Origin of the sequence: Halococcus dombrowskii (genome assembly GCF_022870485.1) — an archaeon.
Lineage (GTDB): Archaea > Halobacteriota > Halobacteria > Halobacteriales > Halococcaceae > Halococcus > Halococcus morrhuae.
This window is the reverse complement of the sequence record NZ_CP095005.1, coordinates 2,284,638-2,308,926: the sequence shown is the minus strand read 5'-3', so window position 1 is coordinate 2,308,926 and position 24,289 is coordinate 2,284,638. Positions and strand designations below refer to the sequence as shown.

Here is a 24,289-nt window from a genome sequence, read left to right as displayed (position 1 = left end):
CCACCGATGAAGCGATCACACGGCGTCGCGCTCGCGGCGCTGCTCGCGTTCTCGCTGGCCGTGCTGGCACACGTCGAGTCGCTTGGCTACTGGTTCACCTCCTACGACTCGATCGCGCTCGTCGAGACGAGTCGCATCGCCTCGCTCGCCGATCTCCGAACGATCTTCACGAAACCGCTGCTGTACGGCACCTCCTACCTCGACGCCGGACGGTTCTACCGGCCGGTCGTCAACCTCGTCTACGCCGCCGAGTACGCGCTCTGGGGCGTCGACCCGTTCGGCTACCACCTCACGAACCTGCTGCTGCACGGGTTCGTCAGCGTGCTCGTCGTACTCACGATCCGCTCGCTGACCGACTCGCTCCGCACCGGCGCGCTCACGGGTGCGCTGTTCGCGGTCCATCCGCTCGGCACCGACGTCGTGCCGGCGATCTCGCGGCGTCAGGACATGTTGCTCGCGCTGTTCGGGTTGCTCGCGCTCTGGCTGTTCGTCGAGAGCGTCCGCCGCGACAGCCGACGGCTGCGCGTTGGGGCGGCCGTGGCCTACGGACTCGCGCTGTTCTCCAAGGAGACTGCGGCCGTCGTCGGCCCGCTCGCCTTCGTCTGGCTGGTGCTTGAAGGGCCCTCGCTGCGCCGACGCTCGACGTATCGCCGGGCCATCGTCGCGGTGGCCCCGCTGGCGGCCGTCGCCGTTGGCTATCTCGCCGTCCGATTCGCGGTGCTCGGCGGTATCGGCGGCTACACCCACGACCCGCCGCTCTCCCAGACCCTCCTCTTTCCGGTGCAGTACGTGCTTTCGCTGGTCTATCAGGCCGACGTTCTCGCCGCGATCGGCGGCGTTTCGACGCCGCTCGTGATCGCCGTCGTGGCTGCCGTCCCGCTGGCACTACTCGTCTCGTTCGCCCGCGATCGCGCGCTCGGCCGGATCACTCCGCGCCGCGCTCTCCCGCTCGTCGTCGCCATCGTTGGCTTCGCCGTTCTGCTCGTCGTCGCCCGGTTTCCGGGAGCGTCACCGCTCGCGTCGATCGATGCCGTCGATCATGCCGGCTGGTACACCGCTGGGATCGTCTTCGCCATTGCCGCCGCGAGCGCGCTGCTGGCAGCCATCGCTTCTGCTCGCTCGTTCGCCGCCGGCCGCTCGATGGGTTTTTTCGTCGTCTGGCTGCTCTCCCCGCTGCCCCTGTTCTTCCTCGCCAAACAGTTCGCCTTCCGCGACGCGTACTTCTTCGCCATTCCGCTGCTCGCGCTGGCCGCGGTCTGTCTCGACGCCGCGCTCCCCGCCGTCGACGGATGGCGGACGTTTTCGAATCGGGACACCGACGCGCTGGTCGTCGTCGCCGTGCTGGTTCTTTTGCTCCCGTCGATCGCCGCATCGCCGCTGCTGTACGCCGATTCGGGCTGGGGCGAGACCAGCGACGTCACGCGGACGGCGCTCACCGAGATCGATCGTTCGGTGAGCGGGGTCGATGCCGGTACGCCCGTCGCCATCGCCGGGGTTCCCACGAAAATCGACTACCATCCGCAGCGACTCGGACAGGCGCACAAGGTGACGATGCTCCAGCCACACTCGGTTCGGTCGTGGCTGCGGCTGCAGGGCCACGACAATCGCGTCACCTTCGGCCGCCTGCAGTCGTTTCACAGCGTTCCGGGGAACGTCTCGACGAAGACCCGCGAGAACGAGCGACTGCTCATCTGGCTTCGGTATAACTGACGGACCAGCGGCCGATCCGGCGGTGTGGAAGCGTTTTTGCCCGCCGACCCGCTTGGTTCCGGTGGTGGCGATGACGAACCGTTACCCCCGCCGAGCCCCGTGTGACGAGGCCCTTTACCGAGCCACCCACTACTCGTTTATCCAGAACTGATACAAGATGATATCACCCGCTCGTCCGATCCGATAGCGGACGGGAAGACCGGTCGGCGTCGGCGAGACGGCAACGTTTTGCGTGGTGTTCTCGAAGAAGTCGCCCGATGGAAGAGCGCACGCGCGCGTATCTCCGGGGGCGCTTTCGCGACCACTACCGCCGGACAGAGCCGACGCTGCCGCCGGACGCCGACGCGCGCGAGTGGGGTCACATCCCGTGGACCGCCGGTCCCGGAACCACGATGGTCAGACACAATTCGACGCTCGATCTCGGCTCCCTCCCGGATTTCCTCGCGCGCGAGCGCCCCCGTCACGTCTACTTCTCGGCGGGGCGATACGACGACCCCGGCGCGAGCTCGATGGCCGAGAAGGACTGGCGTGGCTCCGATCTGGTCTTCGATCTCGACGCCGACCACCTTCCGAGCGTGGAGCTCGGCGTGGACTCGTACAAGCAGATGCTCGCAAAGTGCAAGGCCGCACTGTTTCGCCTGCTCGACTTCCTGGAAAACGACTTCGGCTTTCACGATCTCACGATCGTCTTCTCGGGCGGGCGCGGCTACCACGTCCACGTCCGCGACGCAGGCGTTCAGCCGCTCGAAAGCGACGCGCGCCGGGAGATCGTCGACTACGTCCGCGGGATCGGACTCGACATCGATGCGCTCATCTCCCACGAAGCGGTCGGCGGCACGGCCGGGCGAAGCAGTCCGGCCCAGAAGCGCACGCTCGATACGACCGGCGGCTGGAGCCGGCGCGCACACCGCCACCTCCTCGATTTCGTCGACGAGCTGCTCGACATGGACGAGGACGACGCGCTCGCTCGCCTTCGGGAGTTCGACGGCATCGGCGAGGGCAAGGCCGCGGCTGCACTGCGCGCTGCGCGGACGAACGGCGACGAGATCGAGGCAGGGAACATCGACGTCCATCCGGCCTTCTACGCGCTCGCCCAGCGACTGTTCCCCGAGGTGGTCGCGGCGGACAACGCGCCGATCGACGAACCCGTCACCACCGATACGAACCGACTGATCCGCCTGCCGGGCAGCCTCCACGGCGGCAGCGGGCTCTCCGTCGAACGGCTCGCACGCGATGAGATCGAAGGGTTCGACCCGCTCGTCGACGCGATTCCGGAAACGTTCCGCGGGCAGGAGATCACCGTCGAATGCGACGGGGAAACGACCACGGAACTCGCTGGCGATAGCTTTACGGTGCCGGCGGGGACATCTCACGTTCCGGAGTACGTCGGCGTGTTCCTCATGACGCGCGGCAGCGCCGAGAAGGGCGAAGAATGAACCTCGGAGATCTCCAGTCGACCCGGAGCAAGGAGCGCCAGAAGGACAGCCTCCAGCATCTGCGCGAGGATTTTTACAGCGACGTGGGCGCGTTCGTCGCCGAACTCAGAACCGAACGCGAGCGCGCGGCCGAGGCCGCCGACGATCCCTTCGACGCACCCGAGGTCCGTCGACTGACCGACGATATCGAGACGGCCGAGGACACCGTCGAAGCGATCTACGAGCGCCGCGTCGGCAAACTCGTCAAACTCGCCAGCCTCGCCGCCGCCGGCATGCCCGCGGAGAAAGACGGCCTCACCGACGAGGAGCGCGACCTGTTCGGAACGCTCGTCGACGCGATCGAGTCGAACCGCGAACACGTCCTCGACGGCGTTCTCGCCAACGATTCCGCCGGCGTGACGAGCGGTGACGAGCGTTCGATGGCGGCCGAATCGGTTGTCACGGCATCCGACACCGCATCCGACGAGAACGCACACGACGGTGTCGATGCGCCCTCGCCGGCGGCGACGGAACCGCCCACCGCACCCGAATCCGTCGAACCGGAGGGTACAGAGGGGACGAGTGGACGAGAATCCCCACCCGAGGCAGAGGGCGGCGTCAGCGCGGCCGACGTGATGGGTGGCGAGACACCGGACACCACGAGCGAGTCGGCGGACGAACCCACAACCGAGACCCCACAGGCTTCGCCCGATACGGCCGACACGACTGCGGAATCAGGTGCGAATACTGCGGCTGACGACGATGCAGGCCGAGAAACGGAGCGAACGACCGTTCGCATCACGCGCGATGTCGGCGAAATCCTCGGGGCGGACGAGCGAACGTACGAACTCGCCAGCGAGGACGTGGTGACGCTCCCCGACGTGAACGTGACGCCGCTTCTGGAGCGCGATGCGGCCGAACGACTCGATTAGTATTTCGCGCTCGCGCCCGTCGTCGCGTAGATGACGTCCATCAGCCCGTCACGCTGGGCTTGCCAGGATTCGAATTCGTCCGGACTGTCGGGATACTCCTCGTAGTGGTCGAGCAGGCGGTCGGCCTCCTGTTTCGTCTCGTAGAGATCGAACACCGTCTTCCAGTGGCCGAAGCTCTTGATCGCGGTCCTGATCTTGAGCGGGAGATCGATCGTCGCGCTGCCCGAGTAGAGCGCGTCGGAGAGCTTCGCCGCGGGGAGGGCGGCCAGCAGACCGGTGAGGTTGTTGAGGCCGGTCGCCATGACGAAGATGTTGTAGACGTCGAGCGCCGCGTAGCGCCCGCCGAAGTGGTCCATCACCCGCTCGTTGTACTCCCAGAGCGCGTCCTCGCTCACGTCGCCGTCCTCGATGGCGTCGATGGCCGCCTCGCCGGCGTACTTGCCGGCGTAGGCCGCCCCTGCAATTCCCCCGCCGGTGGTCGGGTTCACGTGGGCAGCGGCGTCGCCGATGGCCATGAAGCCGGGGGCGACGCCCGAGTCGTACGGCCGACGTGTCGGGAGCGCGGCACCGAGTTTGTCCTTGACGGTGGCGTTTTTGAACTCCGGGCGCTCGCGGAGATCGCGGCGCAGCGCTTCGACGAGCTCCATCGGCTCCTCGCTCATCTGGAAGCCGAGCCCGACGTTGATCTCGGTCGGCGTGCGGGGGAAATACCAGAGATAGCCGGCCGCGCGCTGGGTGGGTTTGAGCACGAGTGCGTCCTGCCAGTCAACGGGTTCGTCGACTTCGAGAACCTCGCGATAGGCCGAGGAGAACTGCGAGTAGTTCACGTTGGTGTCGAAGGTCGCGTCCGCGAGATCGGCCTTGTCCTGGAGCACGGAGAGCGCGCCGGCGGCGTCGATGACGAGCTCGCTTTCGTACTCGACGGGCTCGCCCTGTCGCTTGCCAGTCAGGCCCGTCACGCGCTCGTCGTTCTGTTGGACGTCGTTGACGACGGTGTCGTAGTGGAACTCCGTTCCGGCCTGCTCGGCCCCCTCGATGACGAGCTTGCCGTATTCGAGTCGGTCGATGACGGCGAGTTCGCCCGGGACGGGGATGTCGAGGACGGCGTCCTCCTGAGGGATCTCGAAGCGGCCGTGGTCGACTGCGGTGTTGGTGAACGAGGGGGCGATGTGTGATTTCGGGATCGCCTCGGGGAAGGCGTCGGCCCCCTTGAGCGCGTCGCCACAGGCGATATGGCCGGCCTCGTCGGCCGTTTTGCGCTCGACGATGACGACATCGTAGCCCGCTCGCGCGAGGGTTGCTGCGGCGTAGCAGCCGGCGGTCCCCGCGCCGACGATGGTGACGTCGGGTTCGTGCGTTCGCATTGGGCGATGGTCGAGGGGCGGGTGGAAAACTCTTCCCACCCGTCGCGGCCATCCCGTCGGCCAGCATGGGTAAAGGGTTTTGTCGGGGCCGGCTGGAATGGAGGGTATGACCGAGCACACCGTCGAGTTCGTTTCGACCGGCGAGACGATCACCGTCGCCGAGACCGAAACCATCCTCTCGCGCTGTCTCGAAGAGGGGATCGCCCAGGAGTACTCCTGTCGGGTCGGGATGTGTCTGGCCTGTTCGGCCGAGATCGTCGAGGGCGAGGTGACACAGCCGGCCGCCCGCGGGTTCTCCGAGCGCGAAGCCGAGGAGTACGCCCTCACCTGCATGGCGCGGCCACTCTCCGATCTGAAGCTCGATCGTGGGAAATACCCGCCGAGCATCGAGCCGGAGACCGGCCAGCCCGCACCGGCCGACGACTGATTCTCAGGTGAGCGCTCCGGTTGCCGGGACATACTGCATCGTAAGAGGAACGCTATTGACGATCCAGCCGAACAGGCCGGCGAGAAACGCCGCGAGGAAGAGATACACGAGCACGACGAGCGCGTTCCGGCGCGGCGCTCGCTCTCGAATGCCGGGGAGTCGCGAGACCGCACGAACGACCGTCACCGACGGAGTGCGATCGGCATCGCTGTCGTCGATCGATTCGTGTGGGTGATCGGGAGCCGTGCCGTCGGTATCCCTTCGGCGGCAGGCGGTCATCGTCGCCACTCGAACGAGGTGCATCAGCGATCCGGCGCGTCCGGTGGCGTATCGGCCGCACCGAGCTGCATCCGTCGGTCGTAGTAGGTGTGGACGAGCGCCGAGAAGAAGACGACGCCGGCGACGAGTGCGGCCCACGTCAGATCGGGTACCAGCTCGAAACCGGTGAGCCAGACGCCTCCGACGCCCACGAGCGCCATCGCCGATAGGCCGAGATAGTACCGACTCCAGGGGATGTCGTCCTCGCCGACGACATCGAGATAGACGTCGAGACCGTCGGCCGCGTCGGTGAGCGAGACGATACCCCGTGCGTCGTCGAACTCGATGACGCCTGCCGCATCCATCTTCGGCAGATGGAACTGCTGGAGGGCGGTGTAGACGCGCTTTCGCTCGGCCGCGCTGAGATCGACCCGCGGGACGCTGTTCTCCCACGCGGCAACCTGTTCGGCGAGATCACCGATGTTCGCCGTTCGCTCGTGCTGTTTGAGCGAGTGCAGCGCGTACCGTCGGCGGTGGTTGCTCAGTACGTCGAACAGGTCGTCATGCGAAACGCCCGAGCCTCCGCGAGTCCGAGCGTCGACATCGGTCGCTGCCGATTCAACTCCCGGCTTCTCCGGACCCGTCTCGCTCGCAAGTGCCGGATCGCTCGTACTCGTCCCCATGTCATACCTCTTGGATGGGCGCTCTATCAGGGTACCCTGTGCACAGCGTGCGGGGGATGCACACGCCCCGGATCACTGAACCACCTGCAGCGGCTTGGATTCGTCTTTGTACTCCGCATAGACGCCCGCTGCCCAGTCCGCGACCGCCTCGCTTTCGGTCTCCAGTATCGCGCGTGGCTCCCCGTCCTCGCTGACGCCGACCTGAACGGTGTCATCGAGTACGCCCAGATAATACGGGATATCGCCGTCGTACACGTGAATGTCGAATCGCCCGGTGGCCACCATCTCCTTGTACAGCTCGACGTAGCTCGGATTTGTCCGAAACGTCTCTTCGATCGTCGGCTCGACGACGAGTTCCGACGTTGCGTTCTCCTCGACGATCTTTTGATGAACTGCCTCGAAGGCGTGTAGACCCGTCACCGGGAGGATGACGCGGTCGTTCGCGGTTTCGCGGATCAGTTCGACGTGGCGGTTCACCATCGCATAGGGATCGCCGGGCTCCGGGAGGATGATTTCGGCGTCCGTGAGGAGTTCGAGATCGAGATCGAGCGAGCCATCGGGAACCCACCGCATGAACGCGTCGAGTTTCGATCCGAGTGCCACCGTTTCCGTGAGGGTGCGGAACTTCTCCGCGACCAGCTCGCCCTGGCGAGTGATCTCACAGTGAGCGTTCGTTCGCCGTATCCAGCCCTGCTCTTCGAGTACGTCGAGGTTCCGCCCGATCGTCGTCCGCGAGGCATCGACCTGATCTCCGAGTACGTGTTTTTCGAGCGACCCGTTTTCGCACAGCAGATCGAGGATTCGCACGCGATGCTCCGACCGCGCGAGAAGCTCGATGGTCTCGATTGCGCTCATATGCTAATCCGGGACACGATTTTACTTAGATGTACACTCTAGCTGACTAGATTCCATCGACCGCATTCGCCAGCGCTCCGTGCGCGGTGTCGATTCAGTATGGCTGTCGGTATGCCGATTCAGGCCGTCTGTACTGCCTTTCAGGCTCCCTTTACCGCCGTTCAGGCCGCGTTTGCGTCGCTTCAAACGATACCTGCGATTCGTTCAGGCGGCGTGATACAATGGGGGTATGGTTCATGGTCTCGGGTAGCGCGCCACGCTGCATCGATGTCGGTGTTCGCGGGGCGTGCGGCGACGGCGGACGATGGTCCCCGCTGATGGGGAACGGAACACGGAGATCCAAGACAATGGCAGACGACAACGACAAATCACCGCTGACTCGGCGACGGGTGCTCGGCGGCATGGCAACGGTAGGCGCAGCCGGCGCAGTGGGCGCGGGCACATGGGCCGCGTTCAGTGATCAGGAAACGAGTAGCGGTAACAGCGTGCAAGCGGGTACGCTTGATCTAGAACTCAATCAGGAGAATACTCTCAGTGTCAGTGCAGTCGGGGCAGACGCTGGCCCCCAAGAGGTCACTACCAAGGTAAACAACGCCGGTTCGCTCCGCGGGGCACTCTCCGCCAAGGTGGCAAACGTCAATAGTAGTGAGGGCCAAGACTCTGAACCGGAAACCGACACGAGTACGGACAACGGCGGCGAACTCGATAATCACCTGAATGTCAGTGTCAGGTTCGGCCAGAGTAAGGTGCTGGACGGCAACATCAACAGCGTCGCCGGTAAAAAGCAGGGCAATATCGACCTCCCATCCGGCGACACAAGGACAATGTACGTCGGGTACGATGTCAACGACGCGCCGAACGCTGCACAGGGAGATGAGGTCACCTTCGACGTAATCGTCTATCTGGAGTAGGCGGCCCATGAGCGACGAGAGCGACGAACTCCGACTGACGCGCCGCAAGCTCCTCGGTGGAGTGACCACCATTGGGGTTGCGAGCGCTCTGGGAGGGGTGAGTACGTGGGCGACGTTCCGTGACGAGGAGTCGAGTACGGACAACTCCGTGCAGGCGGGTACGCTTGATCTCGTACTCAGCGACTCGGACGAGACCGAGGCTGACGGTGTCTCTGGAGAGTTCACGCTGTCGAACGCGAAACCGGGCGATACCCTCTATGGGGATATTACCCTCGAAAACGCGGGGTCGCTCGACGCCAATCACGTCGAACTGGCGTTTTCGTACGACGAGAACGAAGCGGACAGCCCGAACGGGAACAACGAGGCTGATACGCTCTCCAACTCTGCGGACGGGATGGCGAAACAGTTCGAAGTGACACAACTGACGTACGACGGCACGAACATCTTCCCAAGCATTTCCGACGCCAACGGGAACGGTCGGAAGGATATCGCCGACCTGACTGCTGGCGCGAACGATAGCGTGCTCGACGGCCTGACGCCGCCACCGTCAGCAAACGGCGGTACCGAATCGCTGTTTTTGGGCTGAAGTTTGCCGACGATCCGGCGAACAACGACTACCAAGGAGACGAACTGACGGTGACGATCACGTTCGCACTCCACCAGACCAGTAGTCAGGACATCTGACTGCCCGTTTTTCATACAATGAACCAATATACACCGAACCGACGCAGAACGCTCGAAGTGGTGGGGATAGTGGTGTTGATCGCCGTTCTCGTCCCGTTCGCCGTCTTCATCGTTCCGCAGGTCGTCGGCGCGGAACACAGCTACGCCGTCCTTTCCTCCAGCATGAGTCCGACGATCAGCGCTGGCGATGCGGTCATCGTGAACGGGATTTCAGCCGCAGCGGTCAGCGAGGGCGACATCATCACCTTCCGACAGGGAAAGACGGCCGAGATACGGCAGGGACAGGCCGGGGCAAACCTCGTCACCCATCGTGTCGTGAACGTCGTCCAGAACGAGGACGGACTACAGTTCGAGACGAAGGGCGACGCGAACGAGGAGGCCGACCGGAAGCTCGTTCCGGCTGCTGCGCTCGTCGGCCGCGTGGCGTTCACGATACCGTACATCGGGCACGTCATCGCGTTCGCGGGCACCCAAATGGGATTTCTCGCGCTGGTCGCGCTCCCGCTCGGACTGCTCGTTCTCGGCGAACTCTACGATCTCGCACGCGCGGCACGGACCGGTCGCGACGCGAGCGATGGACCGACCGAACCCGATGCGGACGCTGAACCCGACGGTGGATCGATCCCTGACGAGACGGCCACGGGCGACGAACCAACTGGCGGGAACGATGCGGAGGACGACTGATGCAAACGACACGACTCACAGCGATCGTCGCGGTGGTGTTCCTCGCCGTCGCGGGCTTTGCCGGTGGGGCCACGTACGCCGAATTCAGCGACACGGAGACGGCGGAAGTCTCGGTCGGGGCTGGAACGTGGACCACGACTCCAGCGGGTACTGCCACAACCGAGAATCAATCGACCGGAAGCCTCGGTGTGCAATCCGACGAAACCACATCAACCGAACCCGATGCGAACGACTCGACCGCGACATCGACGGCGACACCCACTGGCACGACTGTCGAGTCGACCACCGAGGCGGAACTGACGACTGACTCGACCACTTCGACAGCGACCGAGACAATCGAGGAGACGACCGGAACCGAAGAACCGACCACGACGGCGGAGACAGCAACCGATACGTCGACTCAAATGGTTGCCCAGAGCGACACATCGACGGCCACGGAGAATGATTCCACATCGTCTTCGACGACAACGACGAACGGGACGGCGACTTGAATCACCGGGCATAGCCGCAGACGGGTTTAGACATACGGGGAGACGTCACGAACTATGTCTGACTCCGCGCCGTGGTTCGACGAGTACGAACAGTTCGGCATCCCAGAGACCCTCGCACCGTATCCCGACGAACCAGCACACTCGTTTCTGTACGAGAGCGCCGACGCCCATCCCGAGCAGGGGCTGGTCCAGCGCGGCGAGAAAGTCACATTCCCTGAGCTCGCCGAGATGGTCGACAGGTTGGCGAGCGCGCTCGCGGATCACGGCGTCGGGAAGGGTGATCGCGTGGCGACCATCCTGCCGACCTCGATCCAGTTCGTGTTGGCCGACTACGCGATCTCGCGGGCCGGCGGCGTCCACATCCCGAACGACGTTCTCGACGCCGACGACGACCTGCGCTATCGTCTCGAACAGGGCGATCCGGAAGTGCTCATCGGGCAGGACGACCACCGCGAGCTGCTGTGTTCGCTCCGTGACGACCTCGCCATCGAGCATCTGATCCTTACCGATATCGCCGACTACTCCGACGATCCGCCGAGCGATCACGACGACGTCGCTGATGCCGAGTGGCTGCCCAACGTGATCGAAGATACCGACGACGCGCCGCCCGAAATCGACTTCGATCCCGAGGAGGACGTTCACACGCTGCTCTTTACCGGCGGCACCACCGGCCGGCCGAAAGGTTGTCTGCTCACCCATCGCAACGTCACCGCGAACGCGCTGCAGGCGACGGCGAACATGAGTCGGATGGCACAGCTGATGCGCGGCGGCGAGACGGCGCTGATGGCGCTGCCGCTCTATCACGCCTACGGCTACTCGGTACTGCACTCGCTGATCGAACTCGGACTCGACGTGCTCACGGTTCCCGATGCGCGCGATACGGGGACGATGCGCGATCTCATCGAGACGCACGACCCGGTGATCATGATGGGGGTGCCCACCCAGTTCATGGAGATCGTCGACGAGGAGCTGGGCCAGGATATCATCGGCATCTCTGGATCGGCACCGCTCGCGAGCGAGACGAAGGACGCCTTCGCCGAGCAGAGCACGGGCGTTTCACAGGGCTACGGTCTCTCCGAAATGTCGCCGATCACACATTTTAACACGCGTGGCTTGCTCGACATGATGACCGGCGGTAGCTCCGACGATGGCGGGTTCGACCAGCCGACGATCGGCGTGCCGGTGCCCGACACCGAGGTCAAGCTCGTCGACGTTGACTCCGGCGAACCGATCCCGCTCGACGAGGCCATCGATGACGAGCGCGAGGGCGAGCTGTATCTCAACGGTCCACAGCGCATGCAAGGCTATCTCGATGCCGACAAACAGCCCTTCGACGACGAGGGGTTCGTGAGCACCGGCGACGTGGCCAAGATCGACGAGAGCGGCCGGTTCTACGTCGTCGATCGCGTGAAGGACATGATCAACGTCTCCGGACTGAAGGTCTACTCCGAGGAGGTCGACGAGGAGCTGTTCGGCCATCCGGGCGTCAAGCGTCCGGCGACGGTCGGGGTTCCCGATCCGGAGCGTCCGGGTAGTGAGCGCGTGAAGGTCTATATCGAGCCCGATCCCGACTACGACGGTGATCTCACCGAAGACGAGATCGTCGACTTTCTGCAGGGTCGTGTCGCAAAGCATGCCGTCCCCGCCGCGGTCGAAATCGTCGAGCAGGTTCCGCTGACGGATATCGGCAAGACCGACAAGAAGGCGTTGCGCGAGCGCACCGATCCGGCGACCGAGGCCGCCGAGTAACCCGACAGATTCCCTGACCCGACTGCCAGAGATATCAATAGATGGGGGGTGAATGGGGAAGGATGGGGGAACATCGGTGGCACAATGCATTTGACTGAATGGTCCCTAAACAGCGCATGTCGTTCCAACCCGACAGCGGACTGGAGCAGGAGACCGTCACCGAGCGCGTCGATGCGGCGATCGACGAGAACGAGGTGGTGTTGTTCATGAAGGGCAACGAGCTGATGCCCCAGTGTGGCTACTCCGATCGCGCGCTCGGGCTGATCTCCCAGTATCGCGACGAGTTCGAGACGGTGGACGTGCTCGAATCGATCGACGAGTATCGAACGGCGCTCGAAGCCCACAGCGGCTGGACGACGACGCCCCAGACCTACGTCGACGGCGAGTTCATCGGTGGCAGCGACGTGCTGGCCGAACTCGACGAGCAGGACGATCTCGAACCGGCGCTGGCCGGCGAGTGATGGCGATGGACGAAAGACAGGGAATATACGTCCGGACCACCGATATACCGACGAACGGGCAGCGTCGGCAGCACGCCCGACTGCCGGTGATACCATGAAGGACTGTGTATTCAAACTCCACTCGACGCTCGAACTGCCCCTCGAAGACCTGCACGAGTTTCTGGACGATCCACCCCTCCCCGACGAACTCGAGTCGATCGATCTCACCCGTCGGAACAACACGCTCATCGTCAGCGCCGTCGCCGAGGACGACTCACTCAGTAAATACACGCCGACGGCCCAGCTGAAAGCCAGCGTGTCCGAAAACCGGGTCTACGAGGAACCACCAGAGGAACAGAAACCGCCCGCCGGCGGCCCGCGCTGGGGCGGCGGTCCCGGCGAGGAAGACGAGATGCCGCCCTCCGAACTCGTCGAATACGCCTGTTTCAAGGGCGATCGGGAGACCGTCCTCCAGAACACCGCCGTCCAGTACGCCATGTTCGAGGTGCTTCGGGACATCGCCCGGATCGCCGAGAAGGGCACCCTGACGGCGATCACCGCCTGCGAAGGCGATCTCACCGCCACCCGCATCGTCGACGGCGAGGAACGACCGGCCTCCCTCGAAGTCGTCGAGGACCCCACCGAGGGGCCGGCCGCGAGCAAGGGTGTCGACTGGCGCAACAACGAGTTCATCTCGTAGCGACCGGCTGCGAGACAGTATCGCGGCTCCGCAGTAGGAAAACGACCGAGGCCACTTCTCTACTGACCGATCCACTTCAGGATCCCACCTACCGATATCCTCTTTCGTTCCGAACCCCAAACGACCCTGAACCGCAACCCCATCGTTCAGTCTCCCTTCTCGGTACGGGGGTGCCGACTTCGAGAAACACTTATATAGTAGTAGCCCTAACTCAGCGTTAGGATGACACCAACTCTCCAGCAGTTCGACGACCGAGACGGCGATGCGTTGAGCCGGTACGAGTACGACGCGTCGGTCGTCTACGCGGCCGACATCGGCTCCGACGCCGACGAGGCGACGGTCGACGTCGTCGACGGCACCGTGATGGTCGTCAGCGGCGACGAACAGGCCGACTTCGAGATCCCGGAGTCGGGAACGGCCGAAGCAACCATCAACAACGGCGTGCTTACCGTCGAGGTGACGCAATGAACCTCACGATCAAACCGCTCAAACAGAAGGACGCCGGGCGTGGACTGGCGGCGGTCGACCGCGCGGCGATGGACGAACTCGACCTCGAAAACGGCGACTACATCCTGATCGAGGGCAGCGAGGGCCGCGCCATCGCACGCGTCTGGCCCGGCTACCCTGACGACCAGGGACAGGGCGTGATCCGCATCGACGGCCAGCTCCGTAGCGAGGCTCAGGTCGGTATCGACGACCGCGTGAGTGTCGAGAAGGCCGAGGTCAAGCCCGCTCAGTCGGTCACGGTGGCGCTGCCTCAGAACCTCCGCATCCGAGGGAACATCGGCCCCTACGTCCAGGACAAGCTCTCGGGACAGGCCCTCACGCAGGGTCAGACGATCCCGTTCTCGCTCGGCTTCGGGCCGTTCTCTGGTGGTTCGGGCCAGCGCATCCCCCTCAGGATCGCCGAAACGAACCCCGACGGCACGGTGATCGTCGCCGAGAACACCGACATCGAGATCAGCGAGAAACCAGCCGAGGAGATCGTCTCCGACGCTGGCGATGGCGGCGACAGCGCCACCACCCCCTCGGTGACCTACGAGGACATCGGCGGACTGGACCGCGAGCTCGAACAGGTCCGCGAGATGATCGAGCTGCCGATGCGCCACCCCGAGCTGTTCCAGCAGTTGGGCATCGAACCGCCGAAGGGCGTGCTGCTCCACGGCCCGCCCGGCACCGGCAAGACGCTCATCGCCAAGGCGGTCGCCAACGAGATCGACGCCCACTTCGAGACGATCTCGGGGCCCGAGATCATGTCGAAATACTACGGTGAAAGCGAGGAACAGCTCCGCGAGATGTTCGACAACGCCGAGGAGAACGAGCCGGCGATCGTCTTCATCGACGAGATCGACTCGATCGCGCCCAAACGCGACGAGACCTCCGGCGACGTCGAGCGCCGCGTCGTCGCACAGCTCCTCAGCCTGATGGACGGGCTCGAAGAGCGCGGCCAGGTGACGGTGATCGCCGCGACCAACCGTGTCGACGCGATCGATCCTGCGCTGCGCCGTGGCGGCCGCTTCGACCGCGAGATCGAGATCGGCGTGCCCGACAAGGAAGGGCGCAAGGAGATCCTGCAGGTTCACACGCGCGGGATGCCGCTGGCCGACGGTATCGATCTCGACACCTACGCCGAGAGTACCCACGGGTTCGTCGGCTCGGACATCGAAAGCCTCGCCAAGGAGTCGGCGATGAACGCACTGCGCCGGATCCGGCCCGAGCTCGATCTCGACGAGGAGGAGATCGACGCCGAAGTGCTCGAATCGCTGCAGGTCACTCGCGACGACCTCAAGAGCGCACTCAAGGGCATCGAGCCGAGCGCGCTCCGCGAGGTCTTCGTCGAAGTCCCTGATGTGACGTGGGAGAGCGTCGGCGGTCTCGACGACACCAAAGAGCGCCTCCGCGAAACCGTCCAGTGGCCGCTCGACTACCCCGAGGTGTTCGAGGCGATGGACATGAACGCCGCCAAGGGCGTGATGATGTACGGCCCGCCGGGCACCGGGAAAACCCTCCTGGCGAAGGCCATCGCCAACGAGGCCCAGTCGAACTTCATCTCGATCAAGGGGCCCGAGCTGCTCAACAAGTTCGTCGGCGAGTCGGAGAAGGGCGTCCGTGAAGTGTTCTCCAAGGCACGCGAGAACGCTCCCACGGTGATCTTCTTCGACGAGATCGACGCGATCGCCGGCGAGCGCGGCCGCAACATGGGCGACTCCGGTGTGGGCGAACGCGTCGTCTCCCAGCTCCTCACGGAGCTCGACGGGCTCGAAGAGCTGGAGGACGTCGTGGTGATCGCCACCTCCAACAGACCCGACCTCATCGACAGCGCACTCCTGCGCCCGGGTCGGCTCGACAGACACGTCCACGTTCCGGTGCCCGACGAGGACGCCCGCGAGGCGATCTTCGAGGTCCACACGCGCGACAAACCGCTCGCCGACGACGTGGATCTCGCCGACCTCGCCCGGCGGACGGAGGGCTACGTCGGCGCGGATATCGAAGCCGTCACCCGCGAGGCCGCGATGGCCGCGACCCGCGAGCTCATCCAGACTGTGGATCCCGAGGATCTCGACGGCAGCGTCGGCAACGTCCGCATCGAGGACGAGCACTTCGATCAGGCGCTCGACGACGTCACCCCGAGCGTCACCGCCGAGACCAAGGAGCGCTACGAGGAGATCGAGGACCGCTTCGACAGCGGCGAACCCGCCACCGAGGAGCGCGAGGTCGGTCGCACCTTCCAGTAGGCAACCTCCACCTTTTTACTCCTCGGGTGCGCTCGCTGCGCTCGCGCACCACTCTCTGCTCACGGGCGCGAAGCACCCGTTCGCACGGCACGAGGGACCTTCGGTCCCTCGCTGGTCGCAAAAACCTGGACTAAAAACTCCCGCTCGCAAACCGCGCGAGCGGTGAACCGCGCTCACTGCTCACGGCTCACTGTGTTCGCCGTTCGCTTTCGAGGCTCTCCCTTCGGTCGGGCCTCGCTACGTTCGCGCGGATACTTCGTTCTCCACGGACCGCACAGCACTGTCGAAGCCCTCGCTCCCTCACTTTGTTCGGTCGCTCGCCCTTCATCCGCCAGGCACCGCCACCGCACCGCGGCCGCCGCCGGGTGGGCCGGAGCCGAGAAACCCACGTTCACGGTTGCGGTTCGAGCATCGAACCAGAACCCATTACGTCGACCGTACCGTAGCGACTGCAATGGTTGCCAGCCCGCTCGCAGCCGTCTGGACGGGGATTTCCGGTCAGCTCTCGGGAACTGCGACGGGCGGTTACGGGCTGGCGGTGTTCTTCTTGATTGGACTGTTCGGCGGCGCACACTGTATCGGAATGTGCGGACCGTTGGTCGCGACCTACGCCGAGCGCATGGAGACCGACGACCGCTGGTCGGGCGCGCTCACGCTCTATGAGGTGCGCCAGCACGCACTGTTCAACCTCGGGCGCACGATCAGCTACGCGCTCATCGGCGGGATCTTCGGACTCGCCGGCGCGCTTCTCTACGGCACGGTAGAACTCGCGGGCGTTCTCGGCCCGATTCAGGGCGCGATCGGTATCGTGATGGGTGGTGCGATCGTCGTGATGGGTGTCACTCGGGTGGCGGGCTATCAACAGGGCACGGTCGAGGGGATCGTCGCCGGCACGGGGATCGGCTCGCTGTTCGCCCGGAGCTACACGGCCATCTCGACGCGCATCGACCACTGGGTCAACGGCGTCGGGATCATGGGTCTGGGCGCGCTCCACGGCCTCCTCCCGTGCATGCTGCTCTATCCCGCCTTCCTCTACGCGTTCGCACAGGGCTCGCCCCTTCACGGACTCCTCGCGCTCGGCGCGCTCGGTCTCGGGACGATCCCGAGCGTCTTTCTCTACGGGACGGTCATCCAGTCGGTGAGCGCGCGCCAGCGACAGGTCGTCCACTACGGGCTCGGCGTACTGTTTATCGGGCTCGGTTACGTACTGCTGGCGATGGGTTTCATGCGTTTCGGCATCACCCTCCCGCTGCCGGAGATCCCCTATTACCAGCCGCTCGGACCGGGTGGGAGCGCCTGAATGGCGGCGTGTACGCTCTGTGAACTCTCCGTCGAGGAACCGATCACCGATCCGGACGTCGACGGCGACTTTTGCTGTCGTGGCTGCCTCGAAGTCGCCCGTCTCGTCGACGAAGACGAGGAGACCGAACTCTCGATCACGGCCATCCGCGAGCGCGCCACCGACGAAGATCCCGAACTCTCGGTTCCCGACGGTGCCGAGACGGCCTATCTCTCGGTCGACGGGATGCACTGCCAGACCTGTGAGGGGTTCATCGAACTGCTCGCCGAGGAGGAGTCGGGCGTCCACGAGGCGCGCGCGAGCTACGCGACCGAGATGCTCCGGATCGTCTACGATCCCGACGAAACCGATCGTGACGCGCTCGCCGAGGCAGTGAGTCGGCTCGGCTATCGTGCGAGCGGGCCCGACGAGGAGGACGACTCGCTGCGCTCGCGCGTCGAGTTCGGAAAATATCGGGCCATTCTCGCCGCAGTGGTGATGATGCCCGTGTTGGTCCCCTACATCCTGTTCATCTATCCCGTCTATCTCGGCATCTATCCCGAGACCTTCCTCTACGGCCCGACGATTGAGACGATGGTGTTCGGCCCGCTCGCGGTCTGGAGCACGCTGATCCTCATCGGACTCGGCTATCCGATCTTCCGCGGGGCCTACGTGAGCCTGCGCGTTGGCCGGCCAAATATGGACGTGCTCATCGCCATCGCCGTGCTCGCGGCCTACGGCTACTCGATGGTGACCTTGCTCGCCGGCGGGCGCGACCCGTACTTCGATGTCGCGGTGATGGTGCTCGTCGTCGTCACGATCGGTAACCACATCGAATCACGCGTCAAGCGTGCTGCACTCGGCAATCGGACCGAACTCACCGATTCGCGCGCGAGCGAGGCACGCCGGATGGTCGGCGACACCACCGAGACGATCGACATCGACGCCTGCGAGCCGGGCGATCACCTGCTCGTCAAACCCGGCGAGCGCATCCCGGTCGACGGAACCATCGTCGAAGGAACTGCAGCCATCGACGAGGCGCTCGTCACCGGCGAGTCGGTCCCACAGCGCAAATCCGACGGCGACGACGTGCTGGGCGGATCGGTACTCACCGACAGCGCGATCGTCGTCGAAGTCGGCCCGGACGCCACGAGCACGATCGACCGGCTCGTCGAGCTGCTCTGGAGCGTCAAGAGTTCGGACTCCGGTGTTCAGCGCCTCGTCAACCGTTTCGCGGTCGTGTTCGTCCCGCTCGTGGTCTCGATCGCCGCGCTCACGGCCGTCGGCTGGCTCGCGCTCGGCAACGACGTGAGCACGGCCATGCTGGCCGGCGTTTCAGTACTTGTGATCTCCTGTCCGTGCTCGCTCGGTATCGCCACGCCGCTCGCGCTCGCGGCGGCCACCCGCGACGCCGCCGACGATCGCGTGCTCGTGCTCAACGAGACCGTGCTCGAACGCGTCGACGACTCGGATATCGTCGTCTTCGACAAAACTGGCACGCTCACCACAGGAGAGATGGAACTCGCGGATGTCGTGGGCGACGACGAGGACAGCGACGAGGTGCTCGCGATGGCTGCCGCCGTCGAGCGCCGGTCGAGCCATCCGATCGCCGCCGCCATCGATGCGGCCGCACCGCCGACCACCCGCTCTGTCTCCGCCTTCGAGCGCGCCGATCGCACCGTCTCAGCATTCGTCGACGATACCCGTGTGGTCGTCGGCCATCCCGATTCGTTCGGCGACGAGTGGACGATGCCCGAGGAAATCGAGGAGGCCGTCACCGAAGCCTACGAGTCGGGAACCCATCCGACCGCGATCGCGTGGGATGGAGAGATACGTGGGCTCGTGACGGTCCGCGACACGCCCCGCGAGGGCTGGGCCGATGTCGTCTCGGACCTCGCGGCCGACGATCGCGAGATCGTCGTGCTGACCGGTGACGACGAGCGGATGACCGGCACCTTCGCGAGCCATCCCGATGTCGACCAGGTGTTTTCGGGCGTGCGCCCCGAGTCGAAGGGTGCGATCGTCCGCGGTCTGCGCGAGCGTGGAACGACGACGATGGTCGGCGACGGGACGAACGACGCGCCGGCGCTCGCGAGCGCGGATCTCGGCATCGCCGTCGCGAGCGGCACCGAGATCGCCATCGAGGCGGCCGACGCCGTCGTGATGGACGACCGCCTCGAAGCCGTACCCGAACTGTTCTCGCTGGCGACGGCGACGCGCGGGCGCATCAAGCAGAACCTGCTCTGGGCGGGCGCGTACAACGCGGTGGCGATCCCGCTCGCGATCGCAGGTGCCATCACGCCGCTGCTCGCCGCCCTCATGATGGCCGTCAGTAGCCTCATCGTCGTCTACAACTCCAAACGTCGGCTTCTGGACGATGCCGAACGATCGATACCGTCCAGCGAGCGCCCGCAGGTACAGCCCCGACCGCAGTCGAACTGACCTGGCGCTCACACTGATCATCGTCAGAAATCGCGGCGCTACGGTCGTCGCTCGGCGATCTCGCGGATCGAGTCGGTGAGGGAGTCGACGCCGATGGCGATCGATTCCTCGTCGACGTCGAAGGTCGCAGTGTGATGGCCACCTGGATGATCGGTGCCGACGCAGACGTAGGCCGCCAGCCCGCCGTTCTCTTGGACTTCGCGCATGAGATAGGTCGCGTCCTCGCTGCCGCCGAGCGCGTCGCGTTCGGTCGCCGTCTCGACGCTCGCCATTCCCGTAGTGATCTCGTGGACGATGTCGACGAGCGCGCCGTCGCTTTCGGCGCTCGGCGCGCCACCCACGGTCGAGAGCGAGAGCGAACAGCCGTGCATCGCGGCGGCGTTGTCGAGGATTCGCTCGGCGTGCTCGCGGGTGTACTCCATCAGCTCCGTGCTCTGGCCCCTGACTTCGCCCTCGATGAACGCCTCCTCGGGGACGATGTTCGTCGCGCTGCCGCCGCCGACCATCCCTGCATTTACCCTCGTGGGGCCATCACCGTGGCGTGGGATCGCGTAGAGGTTTTGAACGGCGGTCGCCATCGCCTGGACCGCGTTGTCGCCTGCATTCGGCTCGTTGCCGGCATGGGCGGGTGCGCCCGAGAAGTCCGCGCGGAAGTGATGGACCGCGAGGAAGTCGTCGATGCCCGCAACGACCTCGCCCGTCGGGTGGTCGAGGCCGACGTGCACAGCTAAAAGATAGTCCACGTCGTCGAGATGGCCGCTGTCGGCCATCGACTTCCCGCCGGCGACCATCTCCTCGCCGGGCTGGAACAGTAGCTTGAACGTGCCCTGGACATCGCTCTCGGCGATCGTTTCGAGCACCCCGATGCCGATCGTCGCGTGCGCGTCGTGCCCGCAGGCGTGCATCGCGCCCGTCTCGGAGCGAAACCCTTCCCTGACCGGTGTGTGTTCCTCGCTTTCCGATTCCTCGCGCGGCAAGCCGTCGATGTCGACCCGGAGTGCGACGGTGGGACCCTCGCCGCGTTCGAGCACTGCCACCGCGCCGGTGTAACCGCCTTCCAGTCGGTCGAGTATGTCCTCACGTGCGCCGGCCTCGCGGGCGCGATCGTACCACTGCTGGAGTTCGGCGTCGTCGGGTACGGCCGTGCGATCGCCGTCGGCGAGGGCGTCCGGGCCGACGTGGAGTTCGTCGACGCCGATGCGCTCGCATTCGTCGACGATGCGGCTCGTGGTGTAGAACTCCCGCCACGCGGGTTCGGGGTGGCGGTGGAGGTCGCGGCGCAGTTCGACGAGGTCGGCGTGGCGGGCGTCCTGCATACGCCGACTGAGGGGCCCCGAATCTTAAATCCGGACGGCTCAGCGGACCTGTTCGACGTCGATCTCGACGTGGACGCCGGCGGGGAACCCACCATCGGCGACGCTGCGGGCGAACTCGTCGTGGCCGACGATCTCGATCGTACGCGAGTAGATCGTGTAGGTCCAGTCGGTGAACCGCCCGCCGGATGTCGAGAGTCGTTTCGACTGCGGGGCGCGTTGCTGGCGGGGTTGACTCGCGTGCGGGCCGCCGAACTCGACGCCCTTGCGGGCGGCGCTCTCCTTGATCTCCGTAACCGTGCGATCGAGCGCGCCCCGGTCGCCGCTCGTGAGGGCGAGCTTCGTGACGAAAGGCATACTCGGTAGTGAGTCCCCGACCGCTCAAAACGGCCCCGGTTGGCCGCGTCGCCCGGTGAAACAACAACCAATTAAACGCTGCCCGAATAGTCACTTCAATGGCAGTCGAAGCGACGAGCGCGGGGGCTATCCTCTTTCGCGACACGAGAGGCCGCCGCGAGTATCTCTTGCTCAAGAGCCGCCCCGGGGACTGGGAGTTCCCCAAAGGCGGCGTCGAGGGCGAGGAAGAACTCCAGCAGACGGCGATTCGAGAGGTAACGGAGGAATCGGGGATCAGCGATTTCAGGCTCATCGACGGGTTCCGCCGCGAGTACGACTACGTGTTTCAGGCTGGCGGCGAAACCATCCACAAGACGGTGCACCTGTTCATCGCCGAGTCCGCCGAGGCCAGCGCCGAGCTCTCCCACGAACATCGCGACCACCAGTGGCGCGATTACGAGCAGGCGCTCAACACGATCACCCAGGACGGCCCGCGCGACATCTTCCGGGAGGCTCACGACTACATCGACGATGTGGACTACTGACGGGCCGGCGGCCGACGGGATGTGAGCCCCGACAGCGAGTTCGTCTTCGAGCTCGGGGTGTGTGGCTGGGCCGAGCGCAACTGGCCGCCCGACGGCGAGCCCGATCCCGACACGGCGGCGATCGTCGCGCGCCAGCTCGGCACCAAACACCGGCGCTGGGACACGGTGATAATCGAAGCCGACAGGGAGGCACTCGCCCGGCGCGCCCACTTCGGCACCCGTGCGCTCGATAGCGACCTGCTCCGCGTCGTCAGAAACGCCCCCGAATCGTGGACGTGGTATCGGGACGCGCTTCCCGAGCCCGACTTCCCCTGGCGATACGTCCGTGAAGCGGTCCATCGAGCCGCCGGCCGCGGCATCGTCGAAACTCGCCGGCAGAACAATCGCATCGAACTCCGGCGGAAGTGGCTCTATCCGAACTGGGTCGAGCGGATCGTCGCCATCGAGAACAAACCCGATCTCGACGCGAGCGCCGCGCGCGCCCTCGCCGGACAGATCGAACGCGACGTGGCGCTCGCGCTCTGCGACGAGGTCTGGGTCGCCACCGCCAGCACCGAGCACTCGATCGAACCCGTTCTCCTGGAGGACTTCCCCGTCGAGGCGGGCGTCCTGGTTGTCGACACGGATGACGCCGACGAGGCCGCGAGCGTCGCGTGGCATCCCCGGACGCTCGCCGCCGACGAAGCGGGCACGCGGATCACCGATCGGGCCAGCGGCGACGAGAGCGCGGCGACCGTCGAATTCGCCGATCCGGACTGGAAGGCCGAGAAACGACTCGCCATCGCCGAGCGAGCCTACGAGCGCGGCTGGCGGTCGTACGTCGACACGATGCGCCCCGACTGCCGGCATTTCGAACTGCGCGAGTCCGGCCGGACTGCCCTACCATGGTGTGAAGCGAAAGGGAAACACCAGAGTGCCGCCGAGTGTGCAGGCTCCTGTCCGAAATTCGAGCCCGAACCGCCCGCGTGGCGCTCGCGTGACTGGCCGATCGAGGGCGGTCCCGGGAAGGCGATCCGACGCTTGCTGACCGACCGGCGCGAGCGCCAGCGACCGGACGCGAAGTAGCGTGATTACACCGTTTTCAGAGCTCTCACATCACTGGTTGCTGTCTCGTTGAAGTCGTGTGTGAGAGTAGCGTGTGTTGTCTGCGGAGGGTCCATGATGAATCCACCTAGCCGATTTCTGCTGGTGTGGGGCCTACGATGCACGATAGTTCCCTCCTCTCTCCGTAGCTGCAACCAAAGTGTACTATTTTAGTCGAGATCGTGATGCGGCCCCTTCGGAAACAGGGTTTGGGCGCAGTCGGTGAGGGACCGACTCTGTTCAGCTACCCGTCGATCGGTTCGTCGTCGAGCGGATCAGGCATCGGATACCCCTCGATAGTCGCCTCGTACTCCTCGACAGTCATGTCGAGATCGGCGGCGCGCTGCTGCTTGAACCGCCGTTCGACCTTCTCGGCGTCGCCCTGAATGACGGTCGTGACGTCATCTTCTCGAATGACGAGCTGTGCCTCTCCCTGTGGGAGATCGTCGCGGTGGAACGACGCTTCGAGGCTGTCGTCGTCGATTATCGATCCGTCGTGAGATTGTGCCATTGTTCGAACCTCCGGAGCAGCGGGTCAGCGTTGGTTTTGAAGTACGATACACAGTAATCCGGCGCGGCGGATAAAGGCACGGACGGGAAATTCCGTTTCGTCCGCACTTGCTCGCCGTCACGGTAGACGTCCATATGCAATCCGTCCTCGGTCACGTCGTGGCCGTAGGTTCCCTCCGGATTGTGGTCGAAGTGAGCGACCGGCCGCCACTCGCCATCGACGCGATATTCGAGCTGAACGAGAAATCGCGTCGGCGTTCCGCGTTCTTTTTCGAGGTCGAATCGGAGCCGGGCGTGCGGATACTCGATCCAGTCCGTGTACGACCGCTCATGCATACAGCCCCACTCCCGGTACAGTGGCAGACCGCAGATTCATACTCCGGACTGGGCGTCGAAGCCGTTGTAGGCGTCGATTTACCGAACCAAACGATCTTGCAGAGCTGAATTTAGGTGTGATTCTGGTCTGTCAATACTTCGGTGACGGAATGGTTGACAGACGGAGTTGCACGTCGAGATATTCATAATCTAATCCCGTACATCAAACAGCCATGTCCCCTGATCTCGATGTGCAAAATTGAACGGGCCGCTCGCTGATTTCGTCCCACAATGCGATCGTTGGGACTGAAATAGAACACTGCTTTCAGTAAACAGAGGACAGGGGACGAGTCACCCGAGCGGAATCTCTCTGACGACCGATATGCAAGATACGCGCCTGCATCTCGTACGTTAATTTCCAAACTGTC

25 protein-coding genes are annotated in these 24,289 nt (G+C 64.8%); 17 read left to right on the top strand and 8 right to left on the bottom strand.

The window, feature by feature from the left end; all coding sequences use genetic code 11:
- The first annotated feature begins 6 nt into the window (after positions 1-6).
- The 3 genes from MUK72_RS11885 (at position 7) to MUK72_RS11875 (ending at position 4,057) form a co-directional block, all read left to right on the top strand.
- Positions 7-1,710, top strand: coding sequence for a glycosyltransferase family 39 protein (locus MUK72_RS11885; RefSeq protein WP_244700962.1), 1,704 nt, complete (start codon positions 7-9; stop codon positions 1,708-1,710).
- A gap of 257 nt (positions 1,711-1,967) precedes the next feature.
- Positions 1,968-3,146, top strand: coding sequence for a DNA primase small subunit PriS (gene priS, locus MUK72_RS11880; RefSeq protein WP_244700959.1), 1,179 nt, complete (start codon positions 1,968-1,970; stop codon positions 3,144-3,146).
- Positions 3,143-4,057: a hypothetical protein gene (locus MUK72_RS11875; protein ID WP_244700956.1), complete on the top strand. Its 915-nt coding sequence runs from the start codon at positions 3,143-3,145 to the stop codon at positions 4,055-4,057. Before priS ends, MUK72_RS11875 begins: the two co-directional genes overlap by 4 nt.
- Here the strand turns inward: MUK72_RS11875 and MUK72_RS11870 are convergent.
- Positions 4,054-5,421 (bottom strand): geranylgeranyl reductase family protein, encoded by a 1,368-nt coding sequence (locus tag MUK72_RS11870; RefSeq protein ID WP_244700953.1) that lies wholly within the window; start codon positions 5,419-5,421, stop codon positions 4,054-4,056. The genes MUK72_RS11875 and MUK72_RS11870 overlap by 4 nt on opposite strands.
- 106 nt (positions 5,422-5,527) lie before the next feature.
- Here MUK72_RS11870 and MUK72_RS11865 point away from each other — a divergent pair, with 106 nt between their 5' ends.
- Positions 5,528-5,848, top strand: a complete 321-nt coding sequence (locus MUK72_RS11865; RefSeq protein WP_004054992.1) for a 2Fe-2S iron-sulfur cluster-binding protein — start codon at positions 5,528-5,530, stop codon at positions 5,846-5,848.
- 3 nt (positions 5,849-5,851) lie between these two features.
- Here the strand turns inward: MUK72_RS11865 and MUK72_RS11860 are convergent, their stop codons facing one another.
- The 3 genes from MUK72_RS11860 to MUK72_RS11850 form a co-directional block, all read right to left on the bottom strand.
- Positions 5,852-6,151 (bottom strand): hypothetical protein, encoded by a 300-nt coding sequence (locus MUK72_RS11860; RefSeq protein ID WP_244700950.1) that lies wholly within the window; start codon positions 6,149-6,151, stop codon positions 5,852-5,854.
- A complete protein-coding gene (locus tag MUK72_RS11855; RefSeq protein WP_004054990.1) occupies positions 6,151-6,789 on the bottom strand; it encodes a DUF7344 domain-containing protein in 639 nt (212 codons plus the stop codon). The genes MUK72_RS11860 and MUK72_RS11855 overlap by 1 nt, the downstream gene beginning before the upstream one ends.
- A 72-nt stretch (positions 6,790-6,861) precedes the next feature.
- Entirely contained in the window at positions 6,862-7,644 is a 783-nt protein-coding gene (locus tag MUK72_RS11850) for a helix-turn-helix transcriptional regulator (RefSeq protein WP_004054989.1), read from the bottom strand.
- 347 nt (positions 7,645-7,991) lie between these two features.
- Between MUK72_RS11850 and MUK72_RS11845 the strand changes: the two genes are divergently transcribed.
- The 11 genes from MUK72_RS11845 (at position 7,992) to MUK72_RS11795 (ending at position 19,759) form a co-directional block, all read left to right on the top strand.
- Positions 7,992-8,555 (top strand): TasA family protein, encoded by a 564-nt coding sequence (locus MUK72_RS11845; RefSeq protein WP_244700947.1) that lies wholly within the window; start codon positions 7,992-7,994, stop codon positions 8,553-8,555.
- 7 nt (positions 8,556-8,562) lie between these two features.
- Positions 8,563-9,141: a TasA family protein gene (locus MUK72_RS11840; protein ID WP_244700944.1), complete on the top strand. Its 579-nt coding sequence runs from the start codon at positions 8,563-8,565 to the stop codon at positions 9,139-9,141.
- 116 nt (positions 9,142-9,257) lie between these two features.
- Positions 9,258-9,923 (top strand): signal peptidase I, encoded by a 666-nt coding sequence (locus tag MUK72_RS11835; RefSeq protein WP_244700941.1) that lies wholly within the window; start codon positions 9,258-9,260, stop codon positions 9,921-9,923.
- Entirely contained in the window at positions 9,923-10,414 is a 492-nt protein-coding gene (locus MUK72_RS11830; RefSeq protein WP_244700938.1) for a SipW-dependent-type signal peptide-containing protein, read from the top strand. The genes MUK72_RS11835 and MUK72_RS11830 overlap by 1 nt, the downstream gene beginning before the upstream one ends.
- A 54-nt stretch (positions 10,415-10,468) precedes the next feature.
- Positions 10,469-12,163, top strand: coding sequence for an AMP-binding protein (locus MUK72_RS11825; protein ID WP_244700935.1), 1,695 nt, complete (start codon positions 10,469-10,471; stop codon positions 12,161-12,163).
- 116 nt (positions 12,164-12,279) lie between these two features.
- On the top strand, positions 12,280-12,624 hold the full coding sequence (locus tag MUK72_RS11820) for a glutaredoxin family protein (protein WP_244700932.1): 345 nt from the start codon (positions 12,280-12,282) through the stop codon (positions 12,622-12,624).
- A 94-nt stretch (positions 12,625-12,718) separates the two neighbouring features.
- The gene (locus tag MUK72_RS11815; RefSeq protein ID WP_004054982.1) at positions 12,719-13,303 is read left to right on the top strand and encodes a DUF7110 family protein; all 585 of its coding nucleotides are present in this window, start codon (positions 12,719-12,721) and stop codon (positions 13,301-13,303) included.
- Positions 13,304-13,525: 222 nt separating this feature from the next.
- Positions 13,526-13,771 carry a DUF7127 family protein gene (locus tag MUK72_RS11810; RefSeq protein WP_244700929.1) on the top strand — a complete coding sequence of 82 codons (246 nt, stop codon included), beginning with the start codon at positions 13,526-13,528 and terminating at the stop codon, positions 13,769-13,771.
- On the top strand, positions 13,768-16,038 hold the full coding sequence (locus MUK72_RS11805) for a CDC48 family AAA ATPase (protein WP_244700926.1): 2,271 nt from the start codon (positions 13,768-13,770) through the stop codon (positions 16,036-16,038). Before MUK72_RS11810 ends, MUK72_RS11805 begins: the two co-directional genes overlap by 4 nt.
- Before the next feature lie 454 nt (positions 16,039-16,492).
- Positions 16,493-17,338, top strand: coding sequence for a sulfite exporter TauE/SafE family protein (locus tag MUK72_RS11800; RefSeq protein ID WP_244700923.1), 846 nt, complete (start codon positions 16,493-16,495; stop codon positions 17,336-17,338).
- Complete coding sequence (locus MUK72_RS11795) at positions 17,339-19,759, top strand: heavy metal translocating P-type ATPase (RefSeq protein ID WP_244700920.1); 2,421 nt, start codon at positions 17,339-17,341, stop codon at positions 19,757-19,759.
- Between the two features lie 38 nt (positions 19,760-19,797).
- Here MUK72_RS11795 and MUK72_RS11790 read toward each other — a convergent pair whose 3' ends face one another.
- Positions 19,798-21,075 (bottom strand): amidohydrolase, encoded by a 1,278-nt coding sequence (locus tag MUK72_RS11790; RefSeq protein WP_244700917.1) that lies wholly within the window; start codon positions 21,073-21,075, stop codon positions 19,798-19,800.
- A gap of 39 nt (positions 21,076-21,114) precedes the next feature.
- The gene (locus MUK72_RS11785; protein ID WP_004054976.1) at positions 21,115-21,429 is read right to left on the bottom strand and encodes an uS10/mL48 family ribosomal protein; all 315 of its coding nucleotides are present in this window, start codon (positions 21,427-21,429) and stop codon (positions 21,115-21,117) included.
- Positions 21,430-21,527: 98 nt separating this feature from the next.
- Here MUK72_RS11785 and MUK72_RS11780 point away from each other — a divergent pair, with 98 nt between their 5' ends.
- Entirely contained in the window at positions 21,528-21,953 is a 426-nt protein-coding gene (locus tag MUK72_RS11780) for a bis(5'-nucleosyl)-tetraphosphatase (RefSeq protein WP_244700914.1), read from the top strand.
- A 21-nt stretch (positions 21,954-21,974) separates the two neighbouring features.
- Positions 21,975-23,018 carry a DUF5787 family protein gene (locus MUK72_RS11775; RefSeq protein ID WP_244700911.1) on the top strand — a complete coding sequence of 348 codons (1,044 nt, stop codon included), beginning with the start codon at positions 21,975-21,977 and terminating at the stop codon, positions 23,016-23,018.
- A gap of 262 nt (positions 23,019-23,280) precedes the next feature.
- On the opposite strand, the gene MUK72_RS11770 is transcribed toward MUK72_RS11775, so the two are convergent.
- The gene (locus MUK72_RS11770) at positions 23,281-23,547 is read right to left on the bottom strand and encodes a hypothetical protein (RefSeq protein WP_244700908.1); all 267 of its coding nucleotides are present in this window, start codon (positions 23,545-23,547) and stop codon (positions 23,281-23,283) included.
- The gene (locus MUK72_RS11765; RefSeq protein WP_244700905.1) at positions 23,520-23,882 is read right to left on the bottom strand and encodes a DUF7718 family protein; all 363 of its coding nucleotides are present in this window, start codon (positions 23,880-23,882) and stop codon (positions 23,520-23,522) included. The genes MUK72_RS11770 and MUK72_RS11765 overlap by 28 nt, the downstream gene beginning before the upstream one ends.
- Positions 23,883-24,289: the final 407 nt, after the last annotated feature.

Excerpts from the sequence above, each read along its gene's own strand:
- MUK72_RS11885 (WP_244700962.1), top strand. The coding sequence starts at position 7 with ATGAAGCGATCACACGGCGTCGCGCTCGCGGCGCTGCTCGCGTTCTCG.
- priS (WP_244700959.1), top strand. The coding sequence starts at position 1,968 with ATGGAAGAGCGCACGCGCGCGTATCTCCGGGGGCGCTTTCGCGACCAC.
- MUK72_RS11875 (WP_244700956.1), top strand. The coding sequence starts at position 3,143 with ATGAACCTCGGAGATCTCCAGTCGACCCGGAGCAAGGAGCGCCAGAAG.
- MUK72_RS11870 (WP_244700953.1), bottom strand. The coding sequence starts at position 5,421 with ATGCGAACGCACGAACCCGACGTCACCATCGTCGGCGCGGGGACCGCC.
- MUK72_RS11865 (WP_004054992.1), top strand. The coding sequence starts at position 5,528 with ATGACCGAGCACACCGTCGAGTTCGTTTCGACCGGCGAGACGATCACC.
- MUK72_RS11860 (WP_244700950.1), bottom strand. The coding sequence starts at position 6,151 with ATGCACCTCGTTCGAGTGGCGACGATGACCGCCTGCCGCCGAAGGGAT.
- MUK72_RS11855 (WP_004054990.1), bottom strand. The coding sequence starts at position 6,789 with ATGGGGACGAGTACGAGCGATCCGGCACTTGCGAGCGAGACGGGTCCG.
- MUK72_RS11850 (WP_004054989.1), bottom strand. The coding sequence starts at position 7,644 with ATGAGCGCAATCGAGACCATCGAGCTTCTCGCGCGGTCGGAGCATCGC.
- MUK72_RS11845 (WP_244700947.1), top strand. The coding sequence starts at position 7,992 with ATGGCAGACGACAACGACAAATCACCGCTGACTCGGCGACGGGTGCTC.
- MUK72_RS11840 (WP_244700944.1), top strand. The coding sequence starts at position 8,563 with ATGAGCGACGAGAGCGACGAACTCCGACTGACGCGCCGCAAGCTCCTC.
- MUK72_RS11835 (WP_244700941.1), top strand. The coding sequence starts at position 9,258 with ATGAACCAATATACACCGAACCGACGCAGAACGCTCGAAGTGGTGGGG.
- MUK72_RS11830 (WP_244700938.1), top strand. The coding sequence starts at position 9,923 with ATGCAAACGACACGACTCACAGCGATCGTCGCGGTGGTGTTCCTCGCC.
- MUK72_RS11825 (WP_244700935.1), top strand. The coding sequence starts at position 10,469 with ATGTCTGACTCCGCGCCGTGGTTCGACGAGTACGAACAGTTCGGCATC.
- MUK72_RS11820 (WP_244700932.1), top strand. The coding sequence starts at position 12,280 with ATGTCGTTCCAACCCGACAGCGGACTGGAGCAGGAGACCGTCACCGAG.
- MUK72_RS11815 (WP_004054982.1), top strand. The coding sequence starts at position 12,719 with ATGAAGGACTGTGTATTCAAACTCCACTCGACGCTCGAACTGCCCCTC.
- MUK72_RS11810 (WP_244700929.1), top strand. The coding sequence starts at position 13,526 with ATGACACCAACTCTCCAGCAGTTCGACGACCGAGACGGCGATGCGTTG.
- MUK72_RS11805 (WP_244700926.1), top strand. The coding sequence starts at position 13,768 with ATGAACCTCACGATCAAACCGCTCAAACAGAAGGACGCCGGGCGTGGA.
- MUK72_RS11800 (WP_244700923.1), top strand. The coding sequence starts at position 16,493 with ATGGTTGCCAGCCCGCTCGCAGCCGTCTGGACGGGGATTTCCGGTCAG.
- MUK72_RS11795 (WP_244700920.1), top strand. The coding sequence starts at position 17,339 with ATGGCGGCGTGTACGCTCTGTGAACTCTCCGTCGAGGAACCGATCACC.
- MUK72_RS11790 (WP_244700917.1), bottom strand. The coding sequence starts at position 21,075 with ATGCAGGACGCCCGCCACGCCGACCTCGTCGAACTGCGCCGCGACCTC.
- MUK72_RS11785 (WP_004054976.1), bottom strand. The coding sequence starts at position 21,429 with ATGCCTTTCGTCACGAAGCTCGCCCTCACGAGCGGCGACCGGGGCGCG.
- MUK72_RS11780 (WP_244700914.1), top strand. The coding sequence starts at position 21,528 with ATGGCAGTCGAAGCGACGAGCGCGGGGGCTATCCTCTTTCGCGACACG.
- MUK72_RS11770 (WP_244700908.1), bottom strand. The coding sequence starts at position 23,547 with ATGGCACAATCTCACGACGGATCGATAATCGACGACGACAGCCTCGAA.
- MUK72_RS11765 (WP_244700905.1), bottom strand. The coding sequence starts at position 23,882 with ATGCATGAGCGGTCGTACACGGACTGGATCGAGTATCCGCACGCCCGG.